Genomic DNA, 13836 nt, shown 5'->3' with positions numbered 1-13836 from the left:
ATCAATACGTGGCATGAACAGGGCAAGACTTCGTGCTGAACAAGTCAGCATCTTCTCTTTTTAAGAATCAGTCCGTGACAGAATGCGCATCATAGTGGAAGCCATCAAATTGCGCAATTTTTATACAACCATCAGGACTGGTTAAAGCGAAAAATCGGTAACAGATAGCGCTGTGACTGTAAAACAATGCGTTCCAGCGTCTCGGCATCCAGTTGACGCCACAGGCGTTGATACCAGATATCATCGCCTTCGCCACGAACCATCATGTTGCCTTCATAAGCCTGCAAAAACTTACTGCGCGCTTTTTGCAACGTATCGTCGTCCTCTAACATGGCATCATTTGCAGCGTCATAACAGGTTTTTATCCATGCGCCGCCGCTTTCCGGTAATACCAGCAATGGCGACGACATGCCTTCCCGATATCCCTCAATGAGCTGCGACAAATACAGCAGCGCCTGTTCTGCCGCCAGTGGAGGGAAACGCCATTCCCCGTCTTTGCGCAGGAATAACCGACTCTCTCCCGTACCGCCACTGGCACAATAGACAAGATGTTCCAGCCAAAGTTGCACCCCCTGGGCAATGCTTATCAAAGATGGGCGCCAGCGCAACAAACCGTCCTCTTGCACCTGCGGCAACCAACCGGTGATTTGCACACCGTTACAGATGAGATCAATCTCCATGCTCTGGCAAGGCTGACGACAGGCGATAATGCGTTCAGCCAGCGACTGCATCTCCTGACGCTGCGTATCCCACAGAATTTCGCCAAATGACCCATAGGGCAGCACGCCTGCCGCACGAAAACGGCGAAACAATCGTTCAGCATCGTTCTCTTCAACCAGCGTGTTAAGCAATTGCTGATTAAGCTGATAGCGAGTTAATCCTTCCAGAACAAAAGGTTCAGTTTCCGGGATCTCACTTTCTTCAGAACGAAAGTTGACCTGCAAACGCATCTGAAAAAAGGCCCGTACCGGATGAGCCCAAAATCGCTGTAACGTTTCCAGCGTTAACGTGGCTGGCATTTCAAAGGGGAGAGGCTGCACAAAATCCGTGTGCGCTTTTCCTGACAGGCTCGCCGCAGGCAGCCACTCCCGGGCGTAGCTTTGCTGTTCGCCGGGCTGATAGTTTTGTGCGTCAAAAGGCATGCGGGTATGCAGACGGGTAATGTGCGCTTTTACCCGGGCCTCGCTTTGATCGCAGGTCAACGATTCGTCGCCCGGCAAATAGTGGCTTTGCCCGATGTAATCCATCAGTTCCTGCACCAATACCGACGGGAAGCGTTCGCTGTTATCCTGAATTGAGCGGCCAATGTAGCTGATGTAGAGCGTTTGCTGCGCCGAAATTAATGCTTCGAGGAACAGATAACGGTCATCATCGCGACGGCTGCGATCGCCCCGCATCGGTTTTTGACTCATCAGATCAAAGCCCAGCGGCGCAAGCTGACGCGGATAAACGCCATCGTTCATGCCCAGCAGACATACAACCTTAAAAGGAATAGAGCGCATCGGCATCAGCGTACAAATGTTAACGGGCCCTGCCAGGAAGCGCTGGCTAATGCGTTCCTGGTCGAGACGTTGCGCCAGTTCATCACGTAGCAAGGAAAGCGGTACGGCATCGCCATACTCAGCCCCCAGTCCTTCAGTAATAATGGCCTGCCACTGCTGTTCAATCAGCGTCATCGCCGCTTCGGTATCCGCATCCGGCAGGAAGAAATCATTAAGCATATCCCGACAAACAGGCAGCCACTCTTCCAGCGGGCGCTCCTGCGCCAATCCTCGACGCCAGAGATTAAGCTGCATCAGCAACGAGGCCAGATGCCCTACCAGTTCGGCAATCAAACCGCTCGACTCATCATAGGGCAATACCGATTGCCACTCGCCCTGGGCGCTTTCCATCGCATAGCCGAGCAGCATGCGTGTTAAACCAAATTGCCAGGTATGCTGACCCGTTGGCGGAAGCTCCAGCTCACGCACGTTATCGTCGTCAATTCCCCAGCGAATACCTGATTCATTAACCCACAAACGAAGATAGCGCAGACCATCTTCATCAATATTGAAACGTGCCGCCAGCACGGGGACATCCAGTAATGCCAGCACATCCTCAGAGACAAAACGGCTATCCGGCAGCGACAGCAGACTGATAAAGGCCTGCAAGACGGGATGAGACTGACGCGCCCGACGGTCGGAAATCGCATAGGGTAAGTAACGGTCGGCTGGCGCGCTGCCAAAAACCGCCTGAATGAACGGGCTATAGCTGTCGATATCCGCCACCATCACGATAATGTCGCGCGGCGTCAGCGTGGGATCTGCTTCCAGCATTGCCAGCAGTCGGTCATGAAGAATTTCCACTTCACGCTGAGGGCTATGGCAGACATGGAAAGTCACGCTGGTGTCGTTCACATCAAGCAGTCGTTTGTTGTCGCTTCGGGAATACTCGTCCAGCGTAACGCCCGCCACGGCCCGGCTTTGTAACTCGAGAATATCCGACTGAATGTTATGCAAAAGATTGTCTGGGGTTATATCGACAAACGCATCCAGCTCCTGGCTGTTTTCCAGTTCTGAAAGCAGATAAATATAATCACGTCCCAACTTACCCCACGAGGCCAGCATCGGGTTGCCTACATCCTGCTCACCATCACTGTTAAACAATCCTGCCGCATTCTGAGTATCACGAAACAGCGGCAGGTGACGTTCTTCAAAACTGTGCCGACGCTGACGCGCCAACAGCTTTGCCAGCCAGGCGGGATCTTTAATGTCGCCCCAATAGTAGCGACAAGGGTTGGTAAACAGCAGATGAATATCAATGTGCTTACCCAACGCCTGCAACGCCTGCAGGTAAACCGGCGGTAGCGCCGAAATTCCGCAAATAAAGACGCGAGAAGGCAGCCCCTGCGGACATTCAGACGCATTTTCCAGGGTGTGAATAAATCGCTGATATAAATTGGCGCGATGCCAGCGCGGTTGACCCAGTTCAGCGGTGTATTCCACCAGCGCTTTCCACAACGGCGCCTGCCATGCCTGAGCCTCGCCGAGTCCTTCAATCTGGCGCCCCGCTTCCCACTGCGTTAACCAGTCAGGGCGATAAACTAAATACTGATCGAAAAGGTCCGCCGCGCGAGAGGAAAGCTGAAACAGCTTACGTTTATCGGTGTCGTCCGTCAGATAGTGTCGCAGCAGTGCGAAGTCATCGTTATCCAGCAATTGCGGCAGCAGAGTCATTAACTTCCAGCTCATGCTCTGTTTGCTGAACGCGCTCTCTTTCGGGATATCCGGCAGCACGCGCACAAACATATCCCAGATAAAACTCGCGGGTAGCGGGAAATCGATGTTGGCGGCGATACCAAATTTCTGTGCAAGGGTCATTTGTAGCCACTGCGCCATACCGGTGCTTTGCACCAGGATCATTTCCGGCTCAAAGGGATCGTCCAACCGCTCGCGCTCAACGATAAACTCCATTAACGCTTCCAGCACATCCAGACGATTGGAGTGGTAGACCCTTAACATAGCGGCTCCTGACTACTGACGGTTCGGGCAATGCAGACGTGTCATTTGACCTTGCCTGCCCAGAGGTGAAGAAATTTTAACGCTGATGCTGACACATCCTGCTTCCGTTGTCTGCATTCGGTTAACCTGCCAGTTCACAGGTGGTGAAAACGGATACAGCTGGGTTTGCTGCCAGGCGTGACGCCAGAGTTGCTGATACTGGTTTCTGACGATAAAACTGTTCATCAACGCCCGCTGGTATCCCGATAGCGCAGTCACAACCATGATCATCAGCACCATTGCCAGCATCACTTCCGGCAGGCTAAAACCACGTTGTCTGTTCAGGGAGTCTGACATAACGCTACCGCCTTTAACGGACAAAAATCGCTCCAGCCATGCGCCGAAAATTCGATATTGCCATCGATAATCGCTCCCCGACGCCATAGCGATACGCCTTCATAATGCGCAATAAGCAGCACGGAAGTCTCAGTAAGTCGTCGCAGGCAAACCGCGACATCCTGCCCGGTATAACGCCGACACTGTAAAGCCGGTTGTAAGCCCCAGGACTGCATGCGTCCCCATTCGATGGCGGATTGCACTACCGCCTGCCGTTGCAAAGACCGACTTTCCGTTGTAACACGCGATGCAAAACTCGTTTCTTGTCGGCTAACACCCTGCAATAACAGGCTGCCGAGCACCAGCAGTAGCAGGACCATCGCCAGGGACGAAACACCTCGCTCACTATTCACAGGTTGAAACCTGTCACACTGTAAAAGGCTTCAATGACTTTTTGCGGTTCGACGTTGCTCACTCCACGCAAACGCAACGTAAGGAGTGGTTGAAATCCGCGAATATTCAGGCGCTCAACCTTAAACGCCTGAATCTCTATCGTGGCTGGATCGGTCATTTTCTCCCACCCTTTGCCATTACAACTCGTTGCTCCTCGCTGGGTCTCCAGGACTTTGTCCTGTAAACGAAATCCGATGGTATCGGACTCTTTCGCGGGAACGCTCTCCCAAATGCCGTTACTGTTGGCATCCCAACGGGCAATGACACAGTCACCCTTAGCCGATATCACCAGTTCCTCTCCGACACAGGTTCCCCGGCAATACCCTGCCCGCTGAAGATGTTTTGCCACGGTATAGACCCGCTGCCATATTTCATCCTCCAGCGCTAGCTGGCGCGTATTGCGCAGGATCTCTCGCTGCAGAGCGGGTAAAAATCGCGCTGCGCTGAGCAGTAAAATACTGCTAATGACCATAGCAATGAGCACCTCCAGCAGTGAAAAACCCCGCTCGTTTACTGACATGACCTGGCCTCATCGCGCTCGCAAAGCCTGATCCGCCCCCAGCCTGACACCACCACGCGCCATTCGCCTGCCGCATTTTTCAGACGAATATGTCCAGCCCATGCCGTATTGCGCAGCCCAAAAAAGGCCAGTGAAGGCGTTATCTCTGCCATTTCGACATCGTCCCAGCGCGGTGCAAACACCAGGGGTGAAGTCGGTTTACACCCGTCTTGTAAAGCCGCAGAACTGACCAGACACCACGATGGCCCATCCTCCATCACGCTTACCACGTGATCGCGGTTACGCCAGTTAGCATCTTCACGTAGTTGCAGCAGGTAGTCCCGCACCTGACAGGCGGTCTGCCACAGGCGCTGTTGTTGTTGCCAGTACTGCCAGCCATACAACCCGGACGCGCCAAGCGCCGCGACAATCAGCATCGCAATCAGGGTTTCGAGAAACGTGTAGCCTTGTTGTTTTTTCATGCCGCCAGTATGGCGTGAGGAAAATGAATAACGAGCGGGAAATTCGGTTTCTACGACGAGCAACGGGGAATATTTGACGCGTTGCAGAGCGTTGCAATATTTCAGGAACCCGCGCCGAAGAATGAAATGACAGACAAAAAAAACCGACGCGCGAAGGCGTCGGTTGTGACAGCATCAAGCTCGGTTAGATAGCTACTGGCGCTTTAATACCGGGATGTGGATCGTAGCCTTCGATTTCGAAATCTTCGAAGCGATAATCAAAGATAGATTCAGGCTTACGTTTGATGATCAGCTTCGGCAGCGCGCGCGGTTCGCGGCTAAGCTGCAAATGCGTTTGATCCATATGGTTGCTGTACAGGTGCGTGTCGCCGCCGGTCCAGACAAAATCACCCACTTCAAGGTCGCACTGCTGCGCCATCATGTGTACCAGTAAGGCGTAGCTGGCAATGTTGAATGGCAGACCGAGGAACACATCGCACGAACGTTGATACAGCTGGCAAGAGAGCTTGCCATCCGCCACATAGAACTGGAAGAAAGCATGGCACGGCGCCAGCGCCATCTTATCCAGCTCACCGACGTTCCATGCGGAAACGATGATGCGTCGAGAGTCCGGGTCATTTTTCAGCTGGTTTAGCACCGTGGTGATCTGGTCAATATGGCGACCGTCCGGCGTTGGCCACGCGCGCCACTGTTTGCCATAAACCGGGCCTAAATTACCGTTTTCATCCGCCCATTCATCCCAGATTGAGACATTGTTTTCATGCAGGTAGGCAACGTTAGTGTCACCCTGCAAAAACCACAGCAGCTCATGAATGATCGAGCGTAAATGGCAGCGTTTAGTCGTAACCAGCGGGAACCCTTCCTGCAGATTAAAACGCATCTGATGACCAAAAATGGAAAGCGTTCCGGTTCCGGTACGGTCGTTTTTCTTTGTGCCTTCATCCAGCACTTTTTGCATCAGTTCTAAATACTGTTTCATGGTTCCTCAGGAAACGTGTTGCTGTGGGCTACGGCGGTACGCCCAAACCATCATAATAATGCCTGCGACAATCATCGGGATAGAGAGGATCTGTCCCATGCTGATGTACTGCACCCAAGTGCCGGTAAACTGTGCGTCCGGCTGGCGGAAGAATTCAACGATAATACGAAACGCGCCATAACCAATCAGGAACAGACCGGACACCGCACCCATAGGACGCGGCTTGCGAATGTACAGGTTCAGAATGATAAACAGTACAACCCCTTCCAGCGCCATCTCATAAAGCTGCGAGGCGTGACGCGGCAGCGAGCCGTAGGTATCAAAAATGGACTGCCACTGCGGGTTGGTTTGCAGCAGTAAAATATCTTCGGTACGGGAGCCCGGGAACAGCATGGCATACTTGAAGTTCGGGTCGACGCGTCCCCACAGTTCACCGTTGATAAAATTACCCAGACGCCCTGCGCCCAGACCAAACGGGATCAGCGGAGCGATGAAATCAGAAACCTGGAAGAACGAACGCTTGGTGCGTCTGGCGAAGATAATCATCACCAGAATCACACCGATAAGCCCGCCGTGGAAGGACATGCCGCCATCCCAGACGCGGAACAGATACAGCGGATTATCGAGGAACAATGGGAAGTTATAGAACAGTACGTAACCAATACGTCCGCCGAGGAAAACCCCGAGGAAGCCTGCATACAGTAAGTTTTCTACTTCATTTTTAGTCCAGCCACTGCCCGGACGATTAGCACGGCGCGTCGCCAGCCACATCGCGAAAATAAAACCCACCAAATACATCAAGCCGTACCAGTGAAGCGCGACGGGTCCGATTGAGAAAATGACCGGATCGAAATCCGGAAAATGCAGATAGCTACTGGTCATCTGTCACCACAAGTTCTTGTTATTTCGCTGAAGTCAGACAGCAATTGATAAGCGCGCCTGCATAAAGCAGGCGCTCCAAAGGTGCGAATGATAGCACAAGGGGATCGCAGCGGATGCCGGGAAGATGTAAAAGATCTGTATAGGTAATCTTTCCCCCGTAATGCCTGACAGCGTTACGCTTATCAGGCCTACAGTCCCCCGCGAATCAGCCCCCCCATACCGCGGCGCTCCATAAAGGCCGCCACCTGATGGCGTACTTCTGCCGCCATCTGCGCTTCCAGGCTGCGCTGAGCCAGCGTTTGCGCCTCGCCAAAATCGATATGGCGCAGCAGATATTTAACGCGAGCCACGGATCGACCGTTCATTGATAAATGACGGAAACCCAGGCCGATCAGAATGGCCACACACATCGGATCGCCCGCCATTTCACCGCATAAGCGCAAATCGATACCGCTTCTTTCGGCTTCTTGCGCAATCATCGCCAGCGCACGTAACATTCCCGGATGCAGGCTGTCATAAATGCTGGCCACCCGCGTATTGTTACGATCAACGGCCAGAATGTATTGGGTGAGATCGTTGGTTCCGACCGAGATAAAGTCTATCCGGTTAGCCAGATGCGGCAACATAAACACCATCGACGGAACTTCCAGCATGATGCCGATGCGCGGTTTCGGGATTGCGTAACCGATCATCTCTTCCACTTCGCGTCCGGCGCGTTCAATCAGGCGTCGCGCTTCGTCCACTTCATCAATACTGGTCACCATCGGCAGTAAAATGCTCAGGTTACCGGTTGCCGCGTTTGCACGCAGCATGGCCCGGACCTGGATCAAAAAGATCTCCGGTTGATCGAGCGTAATGCGGATCCCACGCCAGCCAAGGCATGGGTTCTCTTCACTGATCGGCATGTAGGGCAGCTGTTTATCGGCCCCGACATCCAGCGTCCGCAGAGTCACCGGCTTGTCGTTAAACATTTGCAGCATCCCTTGATACTGCGCAACCTGTTCTTCTTCCGAAGGAAAGCCGCTTTGCAGCATGAAAGGAATTTCTGTGCGATACAGACCAATGCCATCGATCCGACTGCCCAGCTTCTCTTCATGTTCCGGGCTGAGACCCGCATTGAGCATCACCTTCACGCGCTCGCCGCTTTTTAACTGCGCCGGTTGGTTAACGTCATCTTCCGCCAGGCGGCTCAGCTCGATCTCTTCGCTGATAAGGCGCTGGTATTCCTGGACCAATACCGGTTCCGGATCGACCAGCACTTCGCCACGATAACCATCCACCACCAACGTTCGACGGTGTAGTACTGACGGCTGGATATCAGCCCCCATGACGGTAGGAATACCCAGCGCACGCACCATAATCGCCGCATGAGAGTTGGCTGCGCCGTCCCGGACAACCACGCCGACTAACCGGTCCTGGGGAAGTTCCGCCAGCGTCGTAGCGGAAAGCTCATCCGCCACCAGCACAAAACGTTCCGGCCAGGCATTCGGTCCCTGGATCGAGTCGTCAAGATGGAACAGCAGACGCTGGCCCAGCGCGCGTAAATCTCCGGCCCGCTCTTTGAGATAGTTATCGCTCAGCGCGGCAAACTGTTCGGCAAATTTTTCGATGATCGTTTTAACGGCCCACTCAGCCACCGAGCCGTTATCCACTTCCGCAAACAGTTCGCGGCGCAGGCGGGTATCAGAAAGCAGGTGCGAGTAGAGATCAAAGATCGCCGCCGTTTCTTTCTGTGCCCCGGCGGTAAAGCGTTTGCTGTAACGGCGGAATTCGTTCGCCGCCTCTTCCAGCGCACCGGTCAGCCGCTCGCGCTCAAGCACCGGGTCCAGCGTTGAAGCCTGATAGACCTGCTCCATCAGCGGTAGCGTTGCATCCTGCCAGCCTTCGGCAATGGCTACGCCGGGAGCGGCAGGCAATGCACGGATACGCGTTTGCCGGTATTGGCCGAACAGTGCGTTCAGTTGCGACTGGGAAAGTATGGCCGCCATTTGCGTGGCGAGCGTCACCAGGAAAGACTCTTCGCTTTCGTCGTACTGACGTAATTCACGCTGCTGCACCACCAGCACACCTAACAGCTGACGACGCTGAATAATCGGTACGCCTAAGAACGCACGAAAGCGCTCTTCTTTTACCGAAGGGATGTATTTAAAGCTGGGATGTTTTTGCGCATCGGCGAGGTTGATAGGTTCCGCCAGCCTGCCAACCAGGCCAACGATACCTTCATCAAACGCGAGTGCGACGGTGCGACCACGTGGTTTTTTCAGACCTCGTGTCGCCATGAGGTAATAACAACGTCGGTCGTGATCGGCCAGATAGACCGAGCAGACCTCTGTATCCATCGCAAGACAGATGTCGGTAACCAGTATATTGAGCGCCTCATTAAGACGCGGAGCACTGGCCACCTTTTCGACTATTTCGCGCAGGCGGGTGAGCATAATTTGCGTAGCTTAACCTCTTTTACGTCTGTACGCAGGTGCGCTTTGCGGTTTAGGAGTGCTCTCCTGAAGCGCCATGACAACACTTGCGAATTCTTTCATCACCCTGCGATAGACATCGCGTTTAAATGACACCACCTGTCGAACCGGATACCAGTAACTCACCCAGCGCCAGCCGTCGAACTCAGGTGTACTGCTGGTTTGCATATTAATTTCAGCATCGCTGCTGACCAATTGCAGAAGAAACCATTTTTGTTTCTGGCCGATACAAACCGGCTTTGTGTCCCAACGCACCAAACGTTTCGGTAACTTGTAACGCAACCAGTTACGAGTAGAAGCAAGGATCCGTACATCTTTACGGCTGAGACCCACTTCTTCAAAGAGTTCCCGGTACATCGCCTGCTCTGCTGTCTCTCCTGCGTTTATCCCACCTTGTGGGAATTGCCAGGAGTGCTGACCAAATCGCCGGGCCCACATGACCTGCCCCTGGCGGTTACAAATTACTATCCCTACATTCGGGCGGTAGCCATCGTCATCAATCACCGGACTACCTCAACATAAACCTTATATACAAACGATTGTTTCACACTCCTGAGAGGCGGTAAACCACTCTGTTAAGGGTGCGATATTCTAATAACAATTGAATAACTCACAGCGAAGCCCAGAGTTATAAACAGAAGAAGGGCATTCAGGGCGATTTTATTCACCTTTTCTGTGGATATAGTTGTGAAGAAGTACGGAATTACTATGGGAAAACCCAGAACAGTCCGAATAAGACATTCGTCACATATAAAAAATAGTCTTATTTATTCATTAAGTTAAAAACGATCGGTACCAACGCACACACATAAATGTGATGTGTGTCACGCACACGATCTTCACGCTGATGAAAGATCGACCAGCGTTGGTTTTATCCACAGATTATGCCAATAAGTTAGGCACAATTTGTGTAAAAATTCGATTTTCGTCGCACGTCAAGGCTGTAAATTGAAACAGTAGTGGGGGTTTTTCACAGTTATCCCATCTTTCTGTGGATAACATGGTGTAAGATCCTGTTCATTGTCAGTGACCAGAATTGGAAAACCCGCATTGCTGTTGCGCAACTGCGCGCGTGTGAATATAAAAACCAATATAAATCATATAATTGAATAAAGCATGTGGAAAAAGATAAACTCTGTCCACACGGTATAAAATCATTGCTCATTTTTTCGCCTAAGGGTTAATCCGATGCCAGAACTCCATCCGCTACTTTCTCCACCTGACTCTGAAGCCCAATTGCTGACTCAGGCGCGGCAGCTTGCGGGCTACTCGTTGGGAGAATTGGCGACCATGGCGGGACTCGTCGCCCCCAGGGATCTCAAGCGTGATAAAGGCTGGATTGGCGTCCTACTGGAGATTTGGCTGGGTGCCAGCGCAGGCAGCAAGCCGGAGCAGGATTTTGCGGCGCTGGGCGTGGAGCTGAAAACGATCCCTGTGGACAGTCTTGGCAGACCGCTGGAAACCACCTTCGTATGCGTAGCGCCGTTAACTGGCAATACAGGCGTCACCTGGGAAACCAGCCATGTGCGGCACAAACTTAAACGCGTACTGTGGATCCCGGTAGAGGGTGAACGCAGTATTCCACTGGCTGAACGTCGCGTCGGCTCGCCCTTGCTCTGGAGCCCGAACGACGAAGAAGACCAGCAATTACGGTTGGACTGGGAAGAACTAATGGACATGATTGTGCTAGGCCACGTCGAACGCATCACCGCTCGCCATGGGGAAGTGTTACAACTGCGTCCCAAAGCCGCCAATGCCCGAGCGCTTACCGAAGCAATTGGCGCCCATGGCGAACCCATCCTGACCCTGCCGCGCGGGTTTTATCTGAAAAAGAACTTCACGCGCGCATTGCTTGAGCGGCATTTCTTATTCCAGCCGCAATAGGCACTGCCCGGCCTTTCACCTGCCGCGTTACGGGCCTATAATTACCGCTTCTTTTTTTTGGCAGGACTTTGCTCGATGTTATTTGCATGGATAACCGATCCTAACGCCTGGCTTGCGCTCGGTACGCTGACGCTGCTGGAGATCGTTCTTGGGATCGACAATATTATTTTCCTCTCTCTGGTTGTAGCCAAACTTCCGACAGCGCAACGCAATCATGCCCGACGTATTGGGCTGGCGGCAGCAATGATTATGCGTCTGGCGCTGCTGGCCTCTATCGCCTGGGTAACACGGCTGACAAACCCGTTGTTCGAGGTATTTGGCGAGGCGATTTCGGCGCGCGATCTGATCCTTCTGCTCGGCGGGTTGTTCCTGATCTGGAAAGCCAGTAAAGAGATCCACGAATCCATTGAAGGTGAGGAAGAGGGACTGAAAACCCGCGTCTCTTCATTCCTGGGCGCGATTGTGCAGATCATGTTGTTAGACATTATCTTCAGTCTGGATTCCGTAATTACAGCGGTAGGCTTGTCTGACCATCTGTTTATCATGATGGCGGCGGTGGTGATTGCCGTGGGCGTGATGATGTTTGCTGCTCGCCCAATTGGTGAGTTTGTCGATCGTCACCCTTCAGTGAAAATGCTGGCGCTCTCTTTCCTGATTCTGGTCGGTTTTACGCTAATTCTGGAAAGTTTCGACGTCCACGTTCCGAAAGGATACATCTATTTCGCCATGTTCTTCTCTATCGCGGTAGAGACACTGAACCTGTGGCGTAATAAAAAAAATCCGCTCTGATGAAATCTGTCGCTCCCCGCAAGGGGAGCGAATACCGCGCCGGACCTACCTCTTCTCACAGTTTAAGATTTTACTGCTTTCGTCATGCATAACTTCGCGTTATTACTAAACTATTGTCAGACGCAGGCCATGAGAGGATAAGCAGATGAAAAAATGGGCAGTTTTGATTTCCGCCGTAGGACTGGCTTTTGTAGTTTCTGGGTGCAGCAGCGATTATGTAATGGCGACAAAAGATGGCCGAATGATCCTGACCGACGGAAAACCAGAGATTGACGACGATACCGGTCTGGTGAGCTACCACGATCAGCAAGGCAATGCGATGCAGATCAACCGCGACGATGTATCTCAAATCATTGAACGCTGATGGTTGAGGTCAGCAGCGCGCTGGCCTTAACAATTTTACTTCCCTTTTTCTCTTCCCTCAGCCATTTTTATAATCCTTATGTTGTGATTATAAAAAGGAAACGGCTATGCAATATCACCGTATACCCCACAGCTCGCTGGAAGTCAGTACACTGGGGCTGGGCACAATGACGTTTGGTGAACAAAACAGCGAAGCCGACGCCCATGCACAGCTCGATTATGCCGTGGCACAAGGCATAAATTTGATCGACGTTGCCGAGATGTATCCGGTACCGCCGCGTCCTGAAACCCAGGGGCTCACCGAAACTTACGTGGGCAACTGGCTAGCCAAACACGGTAGCCGCGAAAAGCTAATCGTGGCGTCGAAGGTCAGTGGGCCATCACGTAACAACGACAGCGGCATTCGACCAAATCAGGCGCTGGACCGTAAAAATATCCGTGAAGCGCTGCACGACAGCCTGAAAAGACTGCAAACCGATTACCTGGATCTGTATCAGGTTCACTGGCCGCAGCGCCCCACCAACTGCTTTGGTAAGTTAGGCTACAGCTGGACGGACTCCGCGCCGGCCGTCTCCCTGCTGGATACGCTGGACGCGCTGGCTGAGTTTCAGCGCGCGGGAAAAATTCGCTACATCGGCGTTTCCAATGAAACCGCGTTTGGCGTGATGCGTTATCTGCATCTGGCGGACAAACACGATCTGCCGCGCATCGCCACTATCCAGAATCCCTACAGCCTGCTGAACCGTAGCTATGAAGTTGGACTGGCAGAAGTCAGCCAGTACGAAGGGGTTGAACTACTGGCCTATTCTTGCCTGGGCTTTGGTACGCTAACCGGTAAGTATCTGAACGGCGCGAAGCCTGCCGGCGCACGTAATACGTTGTTTAGCCGTTTCACACGCTACAGCGGTGAGCAAACGCAAAAGGCCGTTGCAGCCTATGTGGATATCGCGAAACGCCATAATCTGGATCCTGCGCAAATGGCGCTGGCATTCGTGCGTCGTCAGCCGTTTGTCGCCAGCACCCTGCTGGGAGCAACGACGATGGAGCAGTTAAAAACCAACGTTGAAAGCCTGCATCTGGCGTTGAGCGAAGAAGTTCTGGCCGAGATTGAAGCGGTGCATCAGGTGTATACCTATCCTGCACCATGACGGTTAGTGCCTGATGGCGCTACGCTTATCAGGCCTACAGAAAGCATTCCCTGTAGGCCCGATAAGGC

At 52.8% G+C, this 13836-nt stretch carries 13 protein-coding genes; 4 read left to right on the top strand and 9 right to left on the bottom strand.

Annotation, left to right across the window (positions count from 1 at the left end; genetic code table 11):
- Nucleotides 1-131: 131 nt before the first annotated feature.
- From recC to rppH, 9 genes are all read right to left on the bottom strand, one after another.
- A complete protein-coding gene (recC, locus tag FDX09_RS15625) occupies nucleotides 132-3500 on the bottom strand; it encodes an exodeoxyribonuclease V subunit gamma (protein WP_121529508.1) in 3369 nt (1122 codons plus the stop codon).
- Between the two features lie 12 nt (nucleotides 3501-3512).
- Entirely contained in the window at nucleotides 3513-3836 is a 324-nt protein-coding gene (locus FDX09_RS15620) for a prepilin-type N-terminal cleavage/methylation domain-containing protein (protein ID WP_038633302.1), read from the bottom strand.
- A complete protein-coding gene (locus tag FDX09_RS15615) occupies nucleotides 3821-4228 on the bottom strand; it encodes a DUF2509 family protein (RefSeq protein ID WP_137347477.1) in 408 nt (135 codons plus the stop codon). The genes FDX09_RS15620 and FDX09_RS15615 overlap by 16 nt, the downstream gene beginning before the upstream one ends.
- Nucleotides 4225-4788, bottom strand: coding sequence for a prepilin peptidase-dependent protein (locus FDX09_RS15610; protein ID WP_087856756.1), 564 nt, complete (start codon nucleotides 4786-4788; stop codon nucleotides 4225-4227). Before FDX09_RS15610 ends, FDX09_RS15615 begins: the two co-directional genes overlap by 4 nt.
- Nucleotides 4779-5249, bottom strand: coding sequence for a prepilin peptidase-dependent protein (locus FDX09_RS15605; protein ID WP_137347476.1), 471 nt, complete (start codon nucleotides 5247-5249; stop codon nucleotides 4779-4781). The genes FDX09_RS15610 and FDX09_RS15605 overlap by 10 nt, the downstream gene beginning before the upstream one ends.
- Before the next feature lie 184 nt (nucleotides 5250-5433).
- The gene (gene thyA, locus FDX09_RS15600; RefSeq protein ID WP_038633316.1) at nucleotides 5434-6228 is read right to left on the bottom strand and encodes a thymidylate synthase; all 795 of its coding nucleotides are present in this window, start codon (nucleotides 6226-6228) and stop codon (nucleotides 5434-5436) included.
- A 6-nt stretch (nucleotides 6229-6234) separates the two neighbouring features.
- Nucleotides 6235-7110 carry a prolipoprotein diacylglyceryl transferase gene (lgt, locus tag FDX09_RS15595; RefSeq protein ID WP_038633319.1) on the bottom strand — a complete coding sequence of 292 codons (876 nt, stop codon included), beginning with the start codon at nucleotides 7108-7110 and terminating at the stop codon, nucleotides 6235-6237.
- 188 nt (nucleotides 7111-7298) lie between these two features.
- Nucleotides 7299-9545 carry a phosphoenolpyruvate--protein phosphotransferase gene (gene ptsP / locus FDX09_RS15590; RefSeq protein ID WP_038633322.1) on the bottom strand — a complete coding sequence of 749 codons (2247 nt, stop codon included), beginning with the start codon at nucleotides 9543-9545 and terminating at the stop codon, nucleotides 7299-7301.
- 12 nt (nucleotides 9546-9557) lie between these two features.
- Nucleotides 9558-10088 carry an RNA pyrophosphohydrolase gene (gene rppH, locus FDX09_RS15585; protein WP_003825602.1) on the bottom strand — a complete coding sequence of 177 codons (531 nt, stop codon included), beginning with the start codon at nucleotides 10086-10088 and terminating at the stop codon, nucleotides 9558-9560.
- Between the two features lie 684 nt (nucleotides 10089-10772).
- Between rppH and mutH the strand changes: the two genes are divergently transcribed.
- The 4 genes from mutH (at nucleotide 10773) to FDX09_RS15565 (ending at nucleotide 13768) form a co-directional block, all read left to right on the top strand.
- A complete protein-coding gene (mutH, locus tag FDX09_RS15580; protein WP_085048795.1) occupies nucleotides 10773-11468 on the top strand; it encodes a DNA mismatch repair endonuclease MutH in 696 nt (231 codons plus the stop codon).
- A gap of 75 nt (nucleotides 11469-11543) precedes the next feature.
- Nucleotides 11544-12257 (top strand): TerC family protein, encoded by a 714-nt coding sequence (locus FDX09_RS15575; RefSeq protein WP_038633330.1) that lies wholly within the window; start codon nucleotides 11544-11546, stop codon nucleotides 12255-12257.
- Between the two features lie 145 nt (nucleotides 12258-12402).
- The gene (ygdR, locus tag FDX09_RS15570) at nucleotides 12403-12621 is read left to right on the top strand and encodes a lipoprotein YgdR (RefSeq protein WP_038633333.1); all 219 of its coding nucleotides are present in this window, start codon (nucleotides 12403-12405) and stop codon (nucleotides 12619-12621) included.
- 106 nt (nucleotides 12622-12727) lie between these two features.
- A complete protein-coding gene (locus tag FDX09_RS15565) occupies nucleotides 12728-13768 on the top strand; it encodes an NADP(H)-dependent aldo-keto reductase (RefSeq protein ID WP_137347475.1) in 1041 nt (346 codons plus the stop codon).
- The last annotated feature ends 68 nt before the right edge of the window (nucleotides 13769-13836 follow it).

Source organism: Citrobacter sp. wls717 (assembly GCF_005280955.1).
GTDB classification, from domain to species: domain Bacteria; phylum Pseudomonadota; class Gammaproteobacteria; order Enterobacterales; family Enterobacteriaceae; genus Citrobacter; species Citrobacter werkmanii.
Note: the sequence above shows the minus strand (reverse complement) of the source record. Positions and strands in the feature narration are given on the sequence as shown.

Excerpts from the sequence above, each read along its gene's own strand:
- FDX09_RS15575 (WP_038633330.1), top strand. The coding sequence starts at position 11,544 with ATGTTATTTGCATGGATAACCGATCCTAACGCCTGGCTTGCGCTCGGT.
- FDX09_RS15610 (WP_087856756.1), bottom strand. The coding sequence starts at position 4,788 with ATGTCAGTAAACGAGCGGGGTTTTTCACTGCTGGAGGTGCTCATTGCT.
- recC (WP_121529508.1), bottom strand. The coding sequence starts at position 3,500 with ATGTTAAGGGTCTACCACTCCAATCGTCTGGATGTGCTGGAAGCGTTA.
- lgt (WP_038633319.1), bottom strand. The coding sequence starts at position 7,110 with ATGACCAGTAGCTATCTGCATTTTCCGGATTTCGATCCGGTCATTTTC.
- mutH (WP_085048795.1), top strand. The coding sequence starts at position 10,773 with ATGCCAGAACTCCATCCGCTACTTTCTCCACCTGACTCTGAAGCCCAA.
- FDX09_RS15605 (WP_137347476.1), bottom strand. The coding sequence starts at position 5,249 with ATGAAAAAACAACAAGGCTACACGTTTCTCGAAACCCTGATTGCGATG.
- thyA (WP_038633316.1), bottom strand. The coding sequence starts at position 6,228 with ATGAAACAGTATTTAGAACTGATGCAAAAAGTGCTGGATGAAGGCACA.
- ptsP (WP_038633322.1), bottom strand. The coding sequence starts at position 9,545 with ATGCTCACCCGCCTGCGCGAAATAGTCGAAAAGGTGGCCAGTGCTCCG.
- FDX09_RS15565 (WP_137347475.1), top strand. The coding sequence starts at position 12,728 with ATGCAATATCACCGTATACCCCACAGCTCGCTGGAAGTCAGTACACTG.
- ygdR (WP_038633333.1), top strand. The coding sequence starts at position 12,403 with ATGAAAAAATGGGCAGTTTTGATTTCCGCCGTAGGACTGGCTTTTGTA.
- FDX09_RS15620 (WP_038633302.1), bottom strand. The coding sequence starts at position 3,836 with ATGTCAGACTCCCTGAACAGACAACGTGGTTTTAGCCTGCCGGAAGTG.